This window comes from Streptomyces sp. NPDC058653 (assembly GCF_042716895.1).
Classification (GTDB): Bacteria; Actinomycetota; Actinomycetes; order Streptomycetales; family Streptomycetaceae; genus Streptomyces.
On sequence record NZ_JBHXRM010000038.1, the window covers coordinates 24,237 to 42,385 of the forward strand.

Consider the following 18,149-nt stretch of genomic DNA (forward strand, 5'->3'; position numbering starts at 1 on the left):
GGTCGGCCCTGACCGGCGGCGCCGCCCCGTCTACGCCCGCGGCATGCGACCCGGCGGTCCGCCGAGCAGCGTCGCTCCCGTCGTAAGGGCGCCCGCGTCGAGGCCGAGGGCCGCCGCGGCCGTCGCCCCGACGTCCGCCAACGTGGCGGCGTCCGGGAGGAATTCGATTCCCGCGGCGTCGGGGCGGTGGATCAGGACCGGTACGTACTCGCGTGTGTGGTACGCGTGGCCGATCGTCGGATCGTTGCCGTGGTCGGCGGTGACGATCAGACGGTCGCCGGGCGCGGTCAGGAGCGCCATCAGCTCGGCGAGCCCCGCGTCGACCTGCTCCAGGACGCTCCCGTACCGCCCCGTGTCCTGCTGATGGCCCGCGAGGTCGGTCTCCTGGACGTTCGCGACGACGAGGCCGCCGTCGCCGCCCCGTACCGCCGCCAGCGTGTGTTCCAGCACCTCCCCCGTCGCGACGGCGGGGCGCCGTACGGCGGCCTCGCACGCCAGGATGTCCGCCGCCTTGCCGACGAGGGTGACCGGGAGACCCGCGCGGGCGGCGAGGTCGGGCAGTTGCCGGGTGTGGTCGAGGTCCACGCCCAGATGCCGCACCTGGAGGCCACCGTTGCGGTAGAAGCCGGTGGCCGGCGTGTCCAGGCCGACGGTGCCGCCGTCGCCCTCTCGTACGTACGTGTCGAGTGGCCCGTCCGCGTGGCCTCCGACAGCGATGACGCGGGCGACGGGGGCGACCGCCCGCACCGTACGGGCGATGGCGAGGATGTTGTCGAAGGACAGGTCGTCCAGACGGCCCGAGGCGTTCCAGTTGATGCCGGGGTCGGCCTCCAGGTTGTCGTGGACCAGGACGGCGCCGTCGACGAGCAGCAGTGGCTGTCCCCGCAGCGGCTCGACAAGGTGCCCCGCCGCCTTCAGCGCACCGCTCACCTCGTCGAGATGCCCGGCCAGCGTGGCCACCGTGACCCGGCTGAAGTCGGCGCCCATCATGGTCTGGTGCCCGGCGAAGGTGTCGGCCCCGGGATAGCCGAGAGCGGCCCGGCCCGCGGCGACGGGGCGGCGGGTCCGGCCGGCGAGATCCGGGTGAGGACGGACGAGACCGAGTCCCAGTTCCCCGAGCGCGGGCAGCCGCAGCGGCCGGCCCAGCGTCGCGCGGCACTCGTCGAGGACATGTCCGCAGGTGTCGGCGGTGATATCGCCGGGCCGCAGTGTCCCTGCGTCCGGCATCGCGCCGACACCGAACCCGTCGATGACGACGATCACGGTGGTGCTCATGGCTCCTGGCTCCTTACCGGGCCCGGCCCTGCGCGTCGTACAGGCCGGTCAGCCGGGGCTCTCCCGTGGAGAGCCCGGAGACGACCGCGACGGTCGAGCGGGTGACGAAGATCTGGGTGCGGAACGCGAGTACGGCGGTGTCCCCGATCTCAACGTCCCCGGCGTGGGTGGGGCGTTGGAGCAGCCGGTAGTAGTCGATGTTCTCCGCGGGCGTGTCCTGGACGGGCAGACGCAGCCCGGTGCGGGGCAGCAGCGCGTCGTGGATGCGTGCGCGCGGATAGAAGCCGCCGCCGTGGATCGCGGGCCGTCCGTCGGCGAGGGTGTGGGCGACCTCGCTCACGTACACGTAGGCGGGGCGCTCGGGCTGCTGGTGGTCGACGGCGTGCAACGGAGTCGTCCCGGTCAGGGCGTGCCCCGGTTCGCCGTGGGTCGCACCCAGCTCGGCGAGGAGGGGAAGGGTGGCCATGGACGTGGCGCTCGGAGCGCTGAGCTTCAGCCCCTCGTGCCCGCGCGCGGCCAGCAACTCACGCGCCGCGATCGCGAGTTGGAAGTTCCTGGTGGGTTTCGGCGCGCCGGTCGACGGATCGCACAGCACACAGGGGAACGCGGTGACCCCCGCGAGCCTGATCCCGGGCAGCGCTTCGGCCGCCGCCGCGAAGTCGTCGAGCCCGGCGAGCGGTACGCCGCCCTCCTGCCCCGGAAAGACCTGGTCGGTGCCCTCCAGGCGGACAAGAACGTCCTGGACGAAGCCGAGCTCCCGGGCGGCGTCCGAGACTGCGCGCGCGTTGGCCAGGTCGAACACCGTCACCGCCTCCGGCCGCCAGCCGAGGGTCTCGGGGAGCAGACGGGGCGGGATCTGTACGAGATGGCCCAGGTTGCCGGCCCGTGCCCCCGCCTCGTACAGAAGCCGCGCCTCGTACGGATCGATCGCCGCGAACCGGGGGATGTGCCGGGCGATCGCCCGGACCAGCGCCGGGTTGCGCCCGATCTGCTTGACCACGAACCAGAGCGACAGACCGAGTCGTTCGGCTTCCCCGGCCAGCAGCGCGGCGTTGGCCTCCACGGCATCGGCGTCGATCACGTACGTGTCGGGCGGTACGGCGCCGGATCGGTGCAGCGAGGCAGCTACATCGACGAGTTCGGGGTTGCGGGCCAGGACGGCGTCCAGGAACACGGTCAGTCCTTCAGGTCGTGCAGCGAACGGCGGAGGATCTCGATCACCAGATCGGCGCCTGCCCGCATGGGGTTGATCCGCACGGTCCGGTCGGCGAGCTCCGGGGCGTCGTCGAGGGACGAGCTGGACAGCCGGTAGAAGAGCGGGGCGATCTCGTAGCGGGAGTTGGAGCCTACGGGGTACGGTGCGGCGCCGTGCCGCGCCGCCACGGTGGGCAGTTCGCGTGCCACGGGGCGGTCCAGGCGTACGAGCAGACAGCGGTCCTGCGCGTTGGCGATCCGTACCTCCGCCACGCCCGGCACCTCACCGGCGGCCAGCCGGTCGGCGACCTCCGCGCCGACCTGCGACTGGACGGCCCACATGACGGGCACCTGGGTGAGGGCGCGCAGCGCGTCGAGCGCTTGGTGGCCCTGCACCTGGCCGCCGCCCGAGTAGTTGTCGGCGTGGACACGTTCCACAAGGTCGGCCGTCCCGACGACGGCACCGACCCCCTCGGGACCGTGCAGCTTGAAGAGCGAGAAGCACGAGGCGTCGGCGCCCAGCTCGATGCCGGCCAACGGGGCGCGCATGACGGCGTAGTTGTCGTCCACGATCGTGCGCACTCCCGCGGCGCGACACGCCGCGATGACGTCCCCCGCGTCGTACGAGTCGGCCAGCCGCTGCCGACTGTGCTGAACGTACACCCAGCCGAACTCGCCCGACTCCAGCGCCCGGCGCAGCGCCGCACCGTCGTTGAAGTCGGCCTCGACGGTGCGGACTCCGAGCCCGCGCAGTGTCACCGCCGTCGTGCGGTAGACCGGCGCCCGGTGGATCAGCAGCGGGTCGCCGGGGCCGACGGCGGCCTGGAGCGCGGCGCGGATGGCCCCCGTACCCGCGCCCTGCACCAGCGCGGCGTCCTCGGCGCCGAAGAAGTCGGCCAGTACTGCCTCGACGCGCGCGGTGGTGCGGGGGCGGCCGAGGCCCGGCACGACACCGGCGTCTGCGTCGAAGAGCTGCTGTCCCTCGAAATGCGCGGCGGTGCACTCCAGCAATCTGAACTGCATCCGGACCGCCTCGTCCAGCGGGATCGTCGCCAGCGGGAAGGTCTGCGGCAGTCGTACGGCCATTTCAGCTCTCCTTCGTGTCCGCGCCGGTGAGGAACCGGAGCGGATTGCGCCGTGTCATCAGATCGATCAGGTCCTCGTCCACACCGGCCGCGCGCACCCGCGGCAGGAAGGACCGGAAGAGATGCCCGTACCCCTGACCGCCCTCCGAGCGCAGATAGGCGTGCCGGGAGATGTCGCAGCTGAGCAGCACCCGGTCGGCGTGGCCGACCTCCACCAGCGCCAGCAGGAGGCGCAGCCGGACGGTGTCGCTCTGGTAGCTCTCCTTGCCGACGGTGTCGAAGGCGACGTACGCGCCACTCGCGGCCAGCTCCCGGTGCACCGCCGGGGCGTCGAGCAGGTCCTGGTGGCCCAGCGAGATCCGGTACGGGGCGAGACCGGCGCCGGTGAGCAGCTCCAACTGGGCGAGCGCGCCGCGGCCGAGCTGCGCGTGGGTGGCGACCGACAGGCCCGTGGCGACCGCGGCGTGCGCCGAGGCCAGCAGGGCGCGGGTCTCCGGCTCGCTCGGGGAGTCCCCGTGGCTGCCGATCTCGCCGAGCACGCCGGGCCGGACACCTGTGGCGCCGATGCCGTCGCGGATCTCGCGTACGAGTGTCGAGGTCAGCTCCTCGACGCTCGCCCCGTCGAGCTCCGCCGGGTGGAACGCCTCGTAGTACCAGCCCGTGGCGGCCACCACCGGCACGCCCGACGCCGCGGAGATCCGGGCCAGGGCGTGCGGATCGCGCCCCATGCCGCGGCAGGTCAGCTCGATGACCAGGCCGAGGCCGTACGCCTCGCGCAGGGCCCCCAGCTCCGTGGCGACACCGGCCCCGTGCCGGTCCGCGTCCAGCACCGCGGCGCCGTCCCGGGCGTGGTCGAGATCGAGGACCAGGTGCTCGTGGGCGAGTACGTGGCCCCGTACGGCGGAGACGGGCAACGGGCCGGTGACGGTGCGCAGCGAGCGCGCCGGAGGACCGGCGTCACCGTCGCCAGGTGCTACGGCGCTGACGCCGCCGAGGGCGGAGCCGGCGCCGGCTCCGGAGTCGGGGCTGAGGTGCTGCATGTGGGGAGGGCCTTCCTGTGTGGTGCGTCTTCGCCGCGGTACGTCCGGGAGGTGCCCCCTATCCCTTGATCGGCGTGAACAGGTCCAGCCAGTAGAGGATGTTCAGCAGCACGCCGCCCACGATGACAGCGGCGGGCGCCGCCGCCATACGCACCACGGGGCGGCCCATCGATTCGTTCAACAGGTACAGCCCGCCCACGACGAGGATGCCGAGGCCCCCTCCCATGACATTGGCGGCCATCAGCGAACCGAAGAGGATCGCGAGCCCCAGCGCCTCGCCGATCGCGCTGCGCAGGTGCTCGGAGGAGTCCCGCACGCTCGGCAGCTTCCCGAGGAGCTTGCCGATCGCCGAGAGGGCCAGCACCTCGACGGCGAAGACCGCCGCGCCGACGACGGCGGCGAGGAACGGGTTCGGCATCAGGTAGCCGATGGGGTAGACGAAGGTGAAACCCGCGATGCCGTACGCGCCGGAGGCGAGCGCGGTCGTCGCGATCAGCGGTACGAAGCCGAACGCCCGGTAGAAGTCCACCTGGGCGGCCTCCGAGTAGTCGCCCTTGGCGATCAGGAAGCTCGTCGCCTCGCCGCCGCCGAAGACATGTGCCTGGGCCAGCACACAGACGCCCGCCCCGAGCAGCATGAACAGCGGCAGGTAGCGCCGCAGCCGCAGCGCGCTCGCGCTGAAGAGCGAGGCCATCGGATCGTCCGCCTCGTCGGCCGCCCCGTTCTCCCCCGCCTTCCTCTCGGCCTTCTCATCCGCCGGCGCCTCTCCCGCCACCGCCGCCTTCGCGGCCTCGGCCCGCTCCAACTTCCGCTGCGTCAGGTCCTTGTTGACGGCGAAGCCGATGAGCGTCAGGACGCCGACGGCCATCGCGATGGAGCCCGGGAAGACGTCGGGCCAGACCTTCATCGTCATGACGACGAGCGCCAGCTCGACGACCGCCGCGATCCCGCCCCGTAGCCGCCCGAACTGCTTGGTGATGGCCAGCACCGGAAAGAGCGTGAACAGGAACAGGATCGGCGTCGACATCTGCTGGAGCGCGGTCAGGAAGTCGACGGGCAGGTCGTGCGCGAGGCTGTTGGCCCCGTTGAGACCGAACACGACCACGGCGCCCCACGCCCCGCCGAGCAACGGCGCGATCCACTTCTTGGGCGACAGGATGCCCAGGATGTCGGTGGGCAGGAAGACGAGCCACGGGTTGAGCACGCCCGTGGACAGTGCCATCGGGGCGCCGAGACCGAAGATGAAGCCGGCGGAGAGGCCGAAGGACACGGCGGTGGTGGCGTTGCGCGTGGACCGCCCGTGTATGAAGTCGAGCATGAAGGGGCGCACGCCGTCGTTGAAGACGGCCAGTGCCATGTGGGAGATGAACGCGGTCAGCGCACACAGCGCTATCACGGTCAGTTGCTGTGCCAGCGAGAAGTCGAGGTCTGTCGAACTCGCTGCGAGGACGCTGTTCACGGGATGTCACTCCTCAGTGCCGGCGGGGCCTGGCCCGGCGCGGGGTCTTACGAGGTCTGTCGAGCCCCTTCGGGTTCCGTAGGGGCCGTCAGCCGCGCGCGGCGATGGCGCGGGCCATGAGCGGGGCGATGACGTCGATCTGGTCGATGGCGAAGCCGAAGACCTTCTTGCCGTCCGCCAGCAGGGCGTTCACCTCGTCCTCCGTGGGGACGGAGCGGCCGAAGGTGTGGCAGGCGGGCTGGCCGAGCAGTCCGACGAGTACGCCGAGGGAGGCGCCGGCCCCGGTGTGGCAGGTGCCGAGGTAGTAGTCGGCCTGGCCGCCGCGGAGCTTCATCGCGGCGTCCATGTCGTTGGAGGACACGATCTCGATGCCGCCGAGGCCGAGCGTCTTGACGGTGTCCGTGACCTCGGCCTTGCCGACGCCACCGGTGAGGATCTTCGTCATGGCTGGTTCCTTCTCATGTCTCATGTCCCGCGACGTGGGGGCGAGTTCCGGTCGAGCAGGGCGAGGTGCAGTCCGAGGAAGTTGATCTCGGAGTCGGGAAGGGGCGCGCCGAGTTCCGAGGCCGCGCGGGCCGAGACGGCGCGCGCCCGTGCCACCGCGTCCGGGTGTCCGGCGAGCTCCGCGGCGATCTCGGAGTCGGTGGGGAATTCCTGGATCGGTTCACCGTTGAGCAGCCTTGTCAGAGCCATCATGAGATGGCTGGTGAGCGTGCCGGCTGTCTCCTCCGTCACAGTGCGGCCCTCGGCGGCCAGGGCCTCCAGCTCGTCCGTCACGAACGCGGCGGCCTCGGGCCGGACTTGGCCGCCCTCGCGGAACAGTTGGATGCGCAGAGCGAGCCTGTCGTCCATGGTGGTCCCTCCTCCTTCGATACGACAGTAACCAGGATTTTGGATTTTGAGCAGAGGCTCGACTTCCTCTTTTTTCTCCGGTCCGGTGCCGCTGGATGTCCGCCCGCCGCGACGGGGCGGGCGGACGGCGGTCAGTACGACGGGGCGCGCTCACCCCGCAGCACCTCGGCCTGGCAGTTGGTGATGACCGACAGGTCGAGGGAGTCGCGGACGGCGCCGAGTGCCTTCGCCCCCTCCGTCCTGCCGATGATCGCGGCGCTCGAGTTGCGCAGCGACAGGTTGCGGGTCACCTCGTCGCCCAGCGGGAGGACGTGTACGCCGGCGCCGAGCCGGTCCCGTACCTCGTCGAGGTTCCACAGCGTCGCGTCGACCAGGTCGTTCGCGAACAGGTCACGCAGTTGCATGTACGACGCCTCGACCCACCGGATGTCGGAGCGCCCGGCGAAGACGCGCTCCGCGAGCATCCGCTGGTCCTCGGAGGAATGGTCGACCGCGACGCGCAGTCCGTCGGTCTCCAAGGTCGCGCCGTGCCGGAGCAACAGCCCATGCGCGCCTACGTACGTCGCGGGTCCGAGGTCCGCGACCAGTTCTACGGGGCGCTCCTCGATCAGCCGGTCGGCGGCGAAGCGCGAGAGGACGACCAGGTCGACCTTGCCTTCGATCAACGCGGTGGTACGGGCCCCGGCGCCGCGCATGAAAGTGATCGCGAACGGGGCCCCGGCCTGCTCGAACGCCGCCCGCAGCCCGGTGGCCAGACCCTCGTAGCGGTGCGAGTACGGCAGCGGCATCGCCGCCAGCAGCGTGCCGAGCCCCGAGAGCCGCCAGAGGACGGAACGGTCGGAGTCGACCAGGAACGTGCCGAGGTGCCCGCGCGCGGTCGTACGGATCGCGCCCGCCGTCTCCAGGAGCTGAAGCGCGGCCTGGATGGTGCCGTTGCCCACGCCCAGTTCTTCGGCGAAGTCGCGGACTCGGGGCAGGCGGGTGTCCGGTTCGTGGTTGAGCAGCAGGGCGGCGAGCTGCTGGGCGGCGAGGCCGTTGCGGGTGAGGAAGCGTTCGTCGAAGCCGGTCACAGAAGGGACAGTAACCAGGATTCTGGATACTGACAAGGGTGTCCTAAGAATGTCATTCGGTGGCTGTGATCCACTTCCTCCCCGTGCGGGTCAGGGCGTGCGCGCGATCAGGTAACGGAAGACGTTGGGCATCCATACGGTGCCGTCGCGCCGGACGTGAGGGTGGAGCGCCTCCGTTATCTCCTTCTCCACCTGCGACTGGTCCGTCGCCTTCACCGCCGCGTCGAACACGCCCGTCGAGAGCAGTCCGCGCAGCGCGCTCTCCATCCCCGCGTAGCCGAACGGGCAGGCCACGCGCCCCGAGCCGTCGGGCTTGAGGCCGGCCCGCGCCGCCACGTTCTCCAGGTCGTCCCTGAGCGGCGGACGGTAGCCGCCCCCCTTGCGCAGCCGCTCGGTCAGCCGCCCCGCGACCCGCAGTACGCCGGACGTCGCGCAGCGCTCCGGCGGGCCCCAGCCGGCGAGCACCACAGGGGTGCCGCGGCCCGCCCGGTGCACCGCCTCCGCCAGCGCGGGTCCGAGCCCGTCGGGATCTCCGCTCGCGACGCCGATGGGCTGGAACGCGGTGATCACGTCGTAGTCGGGGCGCTCCACCTCCGCGACGGCGGTCGCCCCACCCGTCAGCAGGCGCGCCTGGCTCCGGCCGCCGTACGACCTCGACGCACGGGCCATGGCTCGTCCCGCCGTCCCGCCCCGTCCGGGCGCCGATGACGGGCTCCCGTGGCCCGCGTGCGAGGTCGCGTACGTCCCCACGGGGCGCTCCTCGTGGACGAGCCGCTCGCGGGCCAGCGCCACGCGCTCCTGGTCGGCGTCCACGCCGGTGACCTCGGCCCCCCGGGCGGTGGCGATCAGCAGCGCCAGCCCCGAACCGCATCCCAGCCCCAGCAACCGCGTGCCGGGGCCGACCTCCAGACGCTCGTACACCGCCTCGTAGAGCGGCACCAGCATGCGTTCCTGAATCTCGGCCCAGTCGCGGGCGCGGTCGCACGCCTCCGTAGAAGGGTCTGCCGAGGCGGCGTTCACTTGCTGCTGGCGGTGCTGGACGAGCGTACGAGTCATGGATAGCGCCCCAATCCGGCGAGAGGTCCTGGTGCCCTGATTGACAGCCCCCGTGTACGTGCGCGCCTTCGTTCCCCGTATGCCAGGGAACTGCGCATCCGTGCCCGCGTCCAGTGGTTCGCGGGCAATCCTTGTGCGCTCCGGTCGTGCGCCCCGGCGCGCAGATTCGGTCTCACCGGACGTTGTCGGCCTACGGTGCGAGCCTGCGCCGGATCGCCCCCGGCCGCGCCCCGTGAACGGTGGACACGGGGCCGCCGAGAGGGCGCGCGGAGCCCGTACGGGCAAGGCGGAACGGCTCACGAGGGCCATGGGCGGGCAACGGTGCGGATTGAGCCGAAAGGGTGAGGTCGGCGGGGTCTGATCCGTCAACTCCCCACCAACGGGGCCGGTATCGGACGAATCCGCTCGGCCTGCCCCGACCGGGGCCGATGCCGCGGATCGGTGGCGCGCCCGTTAATGTCGTTCTTGTGGGCCCGCGCCGTTTCCGAGCCCCGCCGACGAGGGCGACGCCATGGCCGCCCGAACGGTCGTTCCGGAGCTTGTCTCGATCGGGTGTACGTAAATCTCGTACACGTACAGACGTAGTCATTGCTACGTACCGCCTTGTGGCGAGAAGCGAGCCTTCTCCGCAGATCTACGCACCCGCCCTCGTCAGGACGCATCAATGGCAACTGACGGGTACGTGCAAAATATTTGGGATGCCCCGGAATGGAACCCGGGAGGGCCCCGGCTCGTTGTTCACGACGTGAGCACGACACCACCTGTTCTCGCCGCAGAGCTGGCGCAGGCGTGGGCCGAGATTCAGCGGCACCACACCGAGCTGCCGGATCTTGCCGCGCCAGAGTCCCTGATCGGAGAATCGTCGTCCGCCTGCGGCGCCGAGCTCTCCTTCGAGCGACTGCTCCATGAAGCAGTCCATGGCATCGCCGCCGCCCGGGGTGTCCGCGACACCTCCCGCGCGGGCCGCTACCACAACCGCCGATTCCTCGCGATCGCCGAGGAGTTGGGCCTGGACCATTCCGAGGAGCCGCATCCCAGCAGCGGTTTCTCCCTGGTATCGCTCAACCCCGAGGCGAGACGGCGCTATCGCCCCACCATCGACCGGCTCCAGCGCGCCCTGGCGGCGCACACGGTCGCCACGACGTCCGACACCGAGCGCAGCTTCCGCGGCCCCGCCGCGCGGCACGGCTCGTCGGGCGGCGGGGTCCGCGTGAAGGCCGTCTGCGACTGCGGGCGCAATGTGCGCGTGGTCCCGTCGGTCCTCGCCCAGGCCCCGATCGTCTGCGGCGGCTGTGGCAAGCCTTTCCGTATTCCGGAAGTGGTCGCCGCTGCGAGCTGAGTACCTCCGTCGCCCGCCCGGCAGTGGAGGCCGAGTCCCGGTCGCCCGCGCGGCGCGGCGGCAGCCTCGTCCGGCAGCACGATCAGTCTCGTCCGGGAGCGGGCCGCCCCATTCAGGAGCGAGCCGCTCCGGGCGGGCGGGGCGCGACGCGCCTGAGGCGTGTGGCACAATGTCCAGCTGTACTCGACAGTCGCACAGGACCCCTCTCTCCTCCGGCTGACGCGTCCATCGGGCACACGAGTACCGCAACCCCACGCGGCATGTCGATGTGCCCAACCACGTCAAGATCCAGGAGAGACCACTTCCGTGGCAGTCAAGATCAAGCTGAAGCGTCTGGGCAAGATCCGTTCGCCTCACTACCGCATCATCGTCGCCGACTCCCGCACCCGCCGTGACGGCCGGGCGATCGAGGAGATCGGCCTGTACCACCCGGTGCAGAACCCGTCGCGTATCGAGGTCGACTCGGACCGCGCGCGTTACTGGCTGTCCGTCGGCGCCCAGCCGACCGAGCCGGTTCTCGCGATCCTCAAGCTCACGGGCGACTGGCAGGCCCACAAGGGTCTGCCCGCGCCGGCGCCGCTGCTCCAGCCGGAGCCGAAGGCCGACAAGCGTGCCCTCTTCGAGGCCCTCGCCACGGACGGCGACGAGCCCAAGGGTGATGCCATCACCCCCAAGGCGAAGAAGGCCGACAAGAAGGCGGAGGACGCCGACGCCGCTGCTTCGGCGCCCGCCGCTGAGCCGACCGAGGCCTGAGCATGCTCGAGGAGGCTCTCGAGCACCTCGTGAAGGGCATCGTCGACAACCCGGACGATGTGCAGGTCGCCTCGCGCACCCTGCGCCGTGGCCGTGTGCTCGAGGTACGGGTGCATCCCGACGACCTCGGCAAGGTGATCGGCCGCAACGGCCGCACCGCACGCGCCCTGCGCACCGTCGTGGGCGCGATCGGCGGCCGTGGTATCCGTGTCGACCTCGTCGACGTGGATCAGGTCCGCTGACAGAGTTGTGAACCGGCACCGGCCGGGGAGGGCCATCGCCCTCCCCGGTCTTTGTCGTCTTCGCCGCGGCGCGGACCGGGAACGCCGCGGCGCCCGCTCCGTGGCCCGTGCCGCCGACGTCGGAGATGCCGCGGCCCAGTGAACAGTCGCGGCATACGGGGCAGCCGCGGTCGCCGTCGTAGCCGCATCAGTCGTACGAAGTTGGAGACGTTGAAGAACAGGGGCGTGTGCAAGTGCAGTTGGTAGTCGCGCGGATCGGCCGTGCCCACGGCATCAAGGGCGAGGTCACCGTCGAGGTACGTACGGACGAGCCCGAGCTGCGCCTCGGCCCCGGGGCCGTACTGGCCACCGAACCGGCCTCCGCGGGCCCCCTGACGATCGAGACCGGCCGGGTGCACAGCGGCAGGCTGCTGCTGCGGTTCGCGGGGGTGAGCGACCGTACGGGCGCGGAGGCCCTGCGCAACACCCTGCTCATCGCCGAGGTGGACCCGCAGGACCTTCCGGAGGACCCGGACGAGTACTACGACCACCAGCTCATGGACCTGGACGTCGTCCTGGCGGACGGTACGGAGATCGGCCGGATCACCGAGATCACGCACCTCCCCTCGCAGGACCTGTTCATCGTCGAGCGGCCCGACGGCACCGAAGTCATGATCCCCTTCGTCGAGGAGATCGTGACCGAGATCGACCTCGCGGAGCAGAAGGCCGTGATCGACCCTCCGCCCGGCCTCATCGACGGCGACGCGGTCGTCGCCGGCGCCGACGACGGTGATGTCGCCCCCGGTGACGGCGGCGACGGGGCGGACGCCGCGGTGAGTGACGGCTCCGACCGTACGGGCGAGGGCGCCCCGTCGTCCGAGGGCGATCGGTCATGACGCACGCCCCCACCCTGCGGGCGGACGTGATCACGATCTTCCCGGAGTATCTGGAACCGCTGAACGTCTCCCTCGTCGGCAAGGCACGCGCGCGTGGCCGTCTCGACGTGCATGTCCACGATCTCCGCGCCTGGACGTACGACCGGCACAACACGGTCGACGACACCCCGTACGGCGGCGGCCCCGGCATGGTCATGAAGACCGACCCCTGGGGCGACGCCCTGGACGAGACGCTCGCGGACGGCTACGAGGCGGGCGCGCACCGCCCCGTCCTGGTCGTTCCCACACCCAGCGGCCGCCCCTTCACCCAGGAACTCGCCGTCGAGCTCTCCGAGCTGCCGTGGCTGCTCTTCGCGCCGGCCAGGTACGAGGGCATCGACCGCCGCGTCGTCGACGAGTACGCGACCCGGATGCCGGTGTACGAGGTGTCCATCGGGGACTACGTCCTCGCGGGCGGCGAGGCGGCCGTCCTGGTCGTCATGGAGGCCGTCGCGCGGCTGCTGCCCGGCGTCCTGGGCAACGTGGAGTCGCACCGTGACGACTCCTTCGCCCCCGGAGCGATGGCCGACCTGCTGGAGGGGCCGGTCTACACGAAGCCTCCGGAGTGGCGCGGGCGCGGTGTTCCGGACATTCTGGTCAGCGGTCATCACGGCAGGATCGCGCGGTGGCGGCGGGACGAAGCTCTCCGTCGTACGGCCCTCAACAGGCCCGACATGATCGAGCGTTGTGATGCCGCGGCCTTCGACAAGAAGGACCGCGAGACGCTCTCCATCATGGGCTGGGCGCCCGAGCCCGGTGGCCGATTTTGGCGCAGACCCGAGGCCGTGGAAGAATGAGCCGCTGCCGTACGTCCGGTGCGCGCCCCTGCCACAGGGGGAACGACGCCCACCCGACGCGAACGGCGCTCCGAACTTTCCTTTCGACATTCCGTTGATGACCTGTGGCATCAGCGAGGAAGCAGACCATCATGGCTCACCTGCTCGACACCGTCGACGCGGCGTCGCTCCGCAGCGACCTCCCCCCCTTCCGCCCCGGCGACACCGTGAACGTCCACGTACGTGTCATCGAGGGCAACCGCTCGCGTATCCAGCAGTTCAAGGGTGTCGTCATCCGCCGGCAGGGCTCGGGCGTCCGCGAGACCTTCACGGTCCGCAAGGTCTCCTTCTCCGTCGGCGTCGAGCGCACCTTCCCCGTGCACAGCCCGATCTTCGAGAAGATCGAGCTCGTGAGCCGTGGTGACGTACGTCGCGCCAAGCTCTACTACCTCCGTGAGCTGCGCGGCAAGGCCGCGAAGATCAAGGAGAAGCGCGACAACTGAGCCGAGGCTCGAACTCGCGCACGGTTCCACAGGACGGCCGGATAAGCTCTGGGCCCGATGGACACCGAACCGCAGCACATGGAGCGCGGCCCTTCTTCCACACCCGCCACAGGGACGGAAGAGGGGTCGCGTTCCGTGCGTATGCCGGGACCGCGCGACGTACTGCGCGCACTGTCGTGGCGCCGGGTCGCGGTGCTCGGCGTACTGGGCGCGGCGTCTCTGCTCCTGTTCAGCGCCTTCGTCGTGCAGCCCTTCCTGATCCCGAGCAGCTCCATGGAGCCGGGCCTCCAGGTCGGGGACCGGGTGCTTGTCAACAAGTTGGCGTACCGTTTCGGTGACAACCCGCAGCGCGGGGATGTGGTCGTCTTCGACGGCACCGGCTCGTTCGTCCAGGAGCCGGCGCGGGAGAACCCGGTCACCGGGCTGGCGCACGGGGCGGCCTCGGCCCTCGGTCTCGCCGAGCCCGCCGAGACCGATTTCGTGAAGCGCGTGATCGGCGTGGGGGGCGACAGGGTGGTCTGCTGCGACGAGGAGGGCAAGGTCGAGGTGAACGGCCGGGCGATCGACGAGCGGTACCTGTACTTCGGCGACGCGCCGTCCAGTGCGCCCTTCGACATCGTCGTACCCTCCGGCACCCTCTGGGTGATGGGCGACCACCGCAGCAACTCCCGCGACTCACGTGACCACTTGGGCGAGCCCGGGGGCGGCACGGTGCCCGTGGACAAGATCATCGGGCGCGTCGACTGGATCGGCTGGCCGGCGGGCCGCTGGGACTCTCTGGAGGGCACCGACGCCTTCAGCGACGTACGAGACCCGGACGGCGCCCATGGGTAACCGAGGACGGCCCGGGGGCCACCGGTCCGACACCCGGCTGCCGACGGGCACCAGACCGACCACAGGACGCGCCCTGCCGGGGCGCGCGGAGCGCCGCAGGCTCGCCCGCAAGGTGAAACGGCGCCGTCGCCGCTCCGCGATGACCGAGATCCCGCTCCTGATCACGGTGGCGCTGCTGATCGCGCTCGTGCTCAAGACCTTCCTCGTCCAGGCCTTCGTGATCCCCTCCGGCTCCATGGAGCAGACGATCCGGATCGACGACCGGGTGCTCGTGGACAAGCTGACGCCCTGGTTCGGCTCCCGCCCCCAGCGCGGCGACGTGGTCGTGTTCAAGGACCCCGGCGGCTGGCTCCAGGAGGAGACCACGCCGCCCCCGGACGATCCGGTGGTCATCAAGCAGGTCAAGCAGGCCCTCACCTTCATCGGACTGCTGCCGTCGGCCGACGAGCAGGACCTGATCAAGCGTGTCGTCGCCGTGGGCGGCGACACCGTGAAGTGCTGCGACCAGGACGGGCGCGTCGTCGTCAACGGCGTACCGTTGACGGAGCCGTACCTGAACCCCGGCAACCCGCCGTCGAAGCTCGATTTCGAGGTGAAGGTGCCGACGGGGCGGATTTTCGTGATGGGCGACCACCGGTCGAACTCGGCCGACTCGCGCTTCCACCTGGACGAGGAATTCGACGGCACCGTCTCGGAGGACGGGGTCGTCGGCAGGGCCGTCGTCATCGCCTGGCCACTGGGCCACTGGCGGCGGCTGGAGGAGCCGGACACGTACGCCTCCGTACCGGACCCGCGCGCCGCACCGACCACGGCGCTCGGCCCGTCGAATAGTGTGTCCTCTCAGGATCCGAACGGAATGATCCTGCTCCCGACCCCTGCGGAACTCCCGCTCGTTATGGGAGTAGTGGGCCTGCTCCGTCTCCGGAGCGGGCAGTTGCACGGAGTGAGGAGTGGATGTGGGGGATTTGGCCGTCGGCGCACGATCCGGACACGGTGAGCCCGAGGACAGGCCCGAGCAGCTCGCCGAGCCTTCCGTCGGTTCTGCCGGTTCCGCCGCGCAGACCCCATCCGCAGGCGTGTCCGCGGACATGCAGGACCAGGTGGGGCGGCCGGACGGCGAGCCGGGCGACCCCGGCGACGACGGGGCCACGGGTGTGAGGAAGCAGCGCTCGTTCTGGAAGGAACTGCCTCTGCTGATCGGTATCGCGCTGCTGCTCGCGCTGCTGATCAAGACCTTCCTGGTCCAGGCTTTCTCGATCCCCTCGGACTCGATGCAGGACACCCTGCAGCGCGGGGACCGCGTCCTTGTGGACAAGCTCACGCCGTGGTTCGGCGCGGAGCCCGAGCGCGGCGAGGTCGTGGTCTTCCACGACCCGGGCGGCTGGCTCGACAGTACGCAGGCCCCCGAGCCGAACGTGGCACAGAAATTCCTCAGCTTCATCGGCCTCATGCCGTCGTCGGAGGAGAAGGACCTCATCAAGAGGGTCATCGCGGTCGGCGGCGACACGGTGGAGTGCAAGAAGGGCGGCAGTGTCCAGGTCAACGGGAAGTCGCTCGACGAGAAGTCGTACATCTTCCCCGGAGACACGGCCTGTGACGACGAGCCGTTCGGACCGATCAAGGTGCCCGACGGCCGGATCTGGGTGATGGGCGACCACCGGCAGAATTCGCTCGACTCCCGCTACCACCAGGAACTGCCCGGTCACGGCACCGTTTCCACCGACGAGGTCGTCGGCCGCGCGATCGTGATCGCCTGGCCGCTCAACCGGCTGTCGACACTGCCCGTGCCCGACACCTTCGACCAGTCGGGCCTCAGCGCGGCGTCCGCGGTGGCGACGGGGGCTCCCGCCGTGCTCGGTGTCGCCGGCGCCGTACCGCTGGTGTTCTGGCGCAGGCGGAGGCTGACCGGCGGCCGTACCGCCGGGTAGGGTGCCGTCCCAGATCGCCGATCCGGCGGTGGTGACTCTCCGGGACGGGGGACGGCTGGGATGAGCGGAACAGGACGTACGAACGACGGCCACGGCCGCCTCGGCAATCTGCTGTCGGGGCTGGCCGTGGCCGTCGGCTGTGTGCTCTTCCTCGGCGGCTTCGTCTGGGGAGCGGTGGAGTACCAGCCGTACACCGTGCCGACCGACTCGATGGACCCGACGGTGAAGGCCGGTGACCGGGTCCTGGCGCAGCGGATATCCGGCGATGACGTGCGACGGGGCGATGTCGTGGTCTTCAACGACTCGCAGTGGGGCGACATGCCGATGGTGAAGCGGGTCGTCGGCGTCGGGGGCGACAAGGTCGCCTGCTGCGACGCCGAGGGGCGCCTGACCATCAACGGGAAGGCGATCGACGAGCCCTACGTAAAGAGGATGCCGGGTGGTCTCGCGTCGACCACCGGTTTCGGGGCGACGGTCCCGAAGGGACAGCTGTTCCTCCTCGGAGACGAACGCAGCGGGTCGCTGGACTCGCGGGTCCACCTTCAGGACCAGGGACAGGGGTCGGTGCCGACCTCGACGGTGACCGCGCGCATCGATACCGTCGCGTGGCCGCTGGGCGGCCTGATCGAGCGCCCGGACGGATTCGCGGCGCTGCCCGGCGGGGTGTCGAAGCCGGGGCCCGTGATGCTGGTGGTGGGCTCGGCGGTCCTCGGGGCGGTCCTGATCCTGGGCGGTGCGGCCTACGGGCCGGTCGTACGGCGCCTGGGCAGGCCGCGGCGTACGGGGCCGACGGGGCGGACCGACGGAGAGGTGTCGACCGGTGTCCGATGACGGGCTGCGGAAGGTCTCACGGGTGGTGCTGCTCGACCCGGACGACCGCATTCTGCTGCTCCGGGGGTACGAACCGGGCGATCCGGACGACAACTGGTGGTTCACACCCGGCGGCGGCCTGGAGGGCGACGAGACGCGGCAGGAGGCCGCGCTGCGCGAGCTGGCGGAGGAGACGGGCATCACAGAGGTCGAGCTCGGGCCTGTTCTCTGGCAGCGCATCTGCTCCTTCCCGTTCGACGGGCGACGCTGGGATCAGGACGAGTGGTACTTCCTCGCGCGTACGGCGCAGACCGAGACCAGCGTCGAGGGGCTGACGGAGCTGGAGCGGCGCAGTGTCGCGGAGCTGAGGTGGTGGACCTCCGCCGAACTGTCGACGGCGCGTGAGACGGTGTATCCGACCAGGCTCGCCGGGCTGCTGCGCACGCTGCTCGACGAGGGTCCTCCGGCTGCACCGGTGGTTCTCGCCTCTGAAATCGTCTAGGGGCGCGTGGGGCCGGAGCACAATAGGGGGACGTACGGCTGAAGGGGAACATGCCATGAGCGCCGAGGACCTCGAGAAGTACGAGACCGAGATGGAGCTGAAGCTCTACCGGGAGTACCGCGATGTCGTCGGTCTTTTCAAATACGTGATCGAGACCGAACGACGCTTCTATCTCACCAACGACTACGAGATGCAGGTGCACTCCGTGCAGGGCGAGGTCTTCTTCGAGGTCTCGATGGCGGACGCGTGGGTCTGGGACATGTACCGGCCGGCCAGGTTCGTCAAGCAGGTGAGGGTACTCACGTTCAAGGACGTGAACATCGAGGAGCTGAACAAGAGCGATCTCGAGCTGCCGGGCGGCTGAAGGAGCTGACGCAGCTGACGGCTGCTGAGCAAGGCTGGGCGCGCCGATGCGGGATGGTGCGGTTTGTCGCGGCTTGTCCTGAGTTTGTGGTTCTCGGGGCGGGGTGTGCCGGTGATGTGGGTGGTCCCGGAGCGTCCGGTGAGGGTCTGGGTT

The 18,149-nt window shown here is 70.6% G+C and carries 21 protein-coding genes; 12 read left to right on the forward strand and 9 right to left on the reverse strand.

Annotated elements, in window-relative coordinates; all coding sequences use genetic code 11:
- Positions 1-30: 30 nt before the first annotated feature.
- The 9 genes from ACFWU9_RS27260 to ACFWU9_RS27300 form a co-directional block, all read right to left on the reverse strand.
- The gene (locus tag ACFWU9_RS27260; RefSeq protein ID WP_384322916.1) at positions 31-1,275 is read right to left on the reverse strand and encodes a phosphopentomutase; all 1,245 of its coding nucleotides are present in this window, start codon (positions 1,273-1,275) and stop codon (positions 31-33) included.
- 13 nt (positions 1,276-1,288) lie between these two features.
- Positions 1,289-2,449: an alanine racemase gene (locus tag ACFWU9_RS27265; RefSeq protein ID WP_384322918.1), complete on the reverse strand. Its 1,161-nt coding sequence runs from the start codon at positions 2,447-2,449 to the stop codon at positions 1,289-1,291.
- 2 nt (positions 2,450-2,451) lie between these two features.
- Positions 2,452-3,555 carry an aminotransferase class V-fold PLP-dependent enzyme gene (locus tag ACFWU9_RS27270; protein ID WP_384322921.1) on the reverse strand — a complete coding sequence of 368 codons (1,104 nt, stop codon included), beginning with the start codon at positions 3,553-3,555 and terminating at the stop codon, positions 2,452-2,454.
- A gap of 1 nt (position 3,556) precedes the next feature.
- Positions 3,557-4,594 (reverse strand): phosphotriesterase, encoded by a 1,038-nt coding sequence (locus ACFWU9_RS27275; protein WP_384322923.1) that lies wholly within the window; start codon positions 4,592-4,594, stop codon positions 3,557-3,559.
- A gap of 58 nt (positions 4,595-4,652) precedes the next feature.
- Complete coding sequence (locus ACFWU9_RS27280) at positions 4,653-6,053, reverse strand: YhfT family protein (RefSeq protein WP_384322925.1); 1,401 nt, start codon at positions 6,051-6,053, stop codon at positions 4,653-4,655.
- Positions 6,054-6,141: 88 nt separating this feature from the next.
- Positions 6,142-6,498: a DUF2620 domain-containing protein gene (locus ACFWU9_RS27285; RefSeq protein WP_384322927.1), complete on the reverse strand. Its 357-nt coding sequence runs from the start codon at positions 6,496-6,498 to the stop codon at positions 6,142-6,144.
- Between the two features lie 20 nt (positions 6,499-6,518).
- Complete coding sequence (locus tag ACFWU9_RS27290; RefSeq protein ID WP_384322929.1) at positions 6,519-6,905, reverse strand: transcriptional antiterminator; 387 nt, start codon at positions 6,903-6,905, stop codon at positions 6,519-6,521.
- Positions 6,906-7,036: 131 nt separating this feature from the next.
- Positions 7,037-7,975 (reverse strand): GntR family transcriptional regulator YhfZ, encoded by a 939-nt coding sequence (gene yhfZ / locus ACFWU9_RS27295; protein ID WP_384322931.1) that lies wholly within the window; start codon positions 7,973-7,975, stop codon positions 7,037-7,039.
- Between the two features lie 90 nt (positions 7,976-8,065).
- Positions 8,066-9,031 carry a methyltransferase domain-containing protein gene (locus ACFWU9_RS27300; protein WP_384322933.1) on the reverse strand — a complete coding sequence of 322 codons (966 nt, stop codon included), beginning with the start codon at positions 9,029-9,031 and terminating at the stop codon, positions 8,066-8,068.
- Between the two features lie 745 nt (positions 9,032-9,776).
- On the opposite strand from ACFWU9_RS27300, the gene ACFWU9_RS27305 reads away from it, so the two are divergent.
- The 12 genes from ACFWU9_RS27305 to ACFWU9_RS27360 all read left to right on the forward strand — a co-directional run bounded on the left by ACFWU9_RS27305 (position 9,777) and on the right by ACFWU9_RS27360 (position 17,996).
- Complete coding sequence (locus tag ACFWU9_RS27305) at positions 9,777-10,370, forward strand: hypothetical protein (RefSeq protein WP_384322935.1); 594 nt, start codon at positions 9,777-9,779, stop codon at positions 10,368-10,370.
- Between the two features lie 306 nt (positions 10,371-10,676).
- A complete protein-coding gene (gene rpsP / locus ACFWU9_RS27310; protein WP_384322937.1) occupies positions 10,677-11,123 on the forward strand; it encodes a 30S ribosomal protein S16 in 447 nt (148 codons plus the stop codon).
- A gap of 2 nt (positions 11,124-11,125) precedes the next feature.
- Positions 11,126-11,365, forward strand: a complete 240-nt coding sequence (locus ACFWU9_RS27315; RefSeq protein WP_003980229.1) for an RNA-binding protein — start codon at positions 11,126-11,128, stop codon at positions 11,363-11,365.
- Positions 11,366-11,598: 233 nt separating this feature from the next.
- Positions 11,599-12,240, forward strand: a complete 642-nt coding sequence (gene rimM, locus ACFWU9_RS27320) for a ribosome maturation factor RimM (protein WP_384322939.1) — start codon at positions 11,599-11,601, stop codon at positions 12,238-12,240.
- Positions 12,241-12,254: 14 nt separating this feature from the next.
- Complete coding sequence (trmD, locus tag ACFWU9_RS27325) at positions 12,255-13,076, forward strand: tRNA (guanosine(37)-N1)-methyltransferase TrmD (RefSeq protein WP_384323013.1); 822 nt, start codon at positions 12,255-12,257, stop codon at positions 13,074-13,076.
- Between the two features lie 131 nt (positions 13,077-13,207).
- Positions 13,208-13,558, forward strand: a complete 351-nt coding sequence (rplS, locus tag ACFWU9_RS27330) for a 50S ribosomal protein L19 (protein WP_384322941.1) — start codon at positions 13,208-13,210, stop codon at positions 13,556-13,558.
- Between the two features lie 57 nt (positions 13,559-13,615).
- The gene (gene lepB, locus ACFWU9_RS27335; RefSeq protein ID WP_384322943.1) at positions 13,616-14,392 is read left to right on the forward strand and encodes a signal peptidase I; all 777 of its coding nucleotides are present in this window, start codon (positions 13,616-13,618) and stop codon (positions 14,390-14,392) included.
- On the forward strand, positions 14,385-15,389 hold the full coding sequence (lepB, locus tag ACFWU9_RS27340) for a signal peptidase I (RefSeq protein WP_384322945.1): 1,005 nt from the start codon (positions 14,385-14,387) through the stop codon (positions 15,387-15,389). Before lepB (ACFWU9_RS27335) ends, lepB (ACFWU9_RS27340) begins: the two co-directional genes overlap by 8 nt.
- Complete coding sequence (gene lepB, locus ACFWU9_RS27345; RefSeq protein WP_384323015.1) at positions 15,358-16,320, forward strand: signal peptidase I; 963 nt, start codon at positions 15,358-15,360, stop codon at positions 16,318-16,320. Before lepB (ACFWU9_RS27340) ends, lepB (ACFWU9_RS27345) begins: the two co-directional genes overlap by 32 nt.
- A 60-nt stretch (positions 16,321-16,380) precedes the next feature.
- Complete coding sequence (gene lepB, locus ACFWU9_RS27350) at positions 16,381-17,151, forward strand: signal peptidase I (RefSeq protein WP_384322947.1); 771 nt, start codon at positions 16,381-16,383, stop codon at positions 17,149-17,151.
- Positions 17,141-17,632 (forward strand): NUDIX hydrolase, encoded by a 492-nt coding sequence (locus tag ACFWU9_RS27355; protein WP_384322949.1) that lies wholly within the window; start codon positions 17,141-17,143, stop codon positions 17,630-17,632. The genes lepB (ACFWU9_RS27350) and ACFWU9_RS27355 overlap by 11 nt, the downstream gene beginning before the upstream one ends.
- A gap of 55 nt (positions 17,633-17,687) precedes the next feature.
- Complete coding sequence (locus ACFWU9_RS27360) at positions 17,688-17,996, forward strand: DUF2469 domain-containing protein (protein ID WP_003965949.1); 309 nt, start codon at positions 17,688-17,690, stop codon at positions 17,994-17,996.
- Positions 17,997-18,149 lie beyond the last annotated feature (153 nt).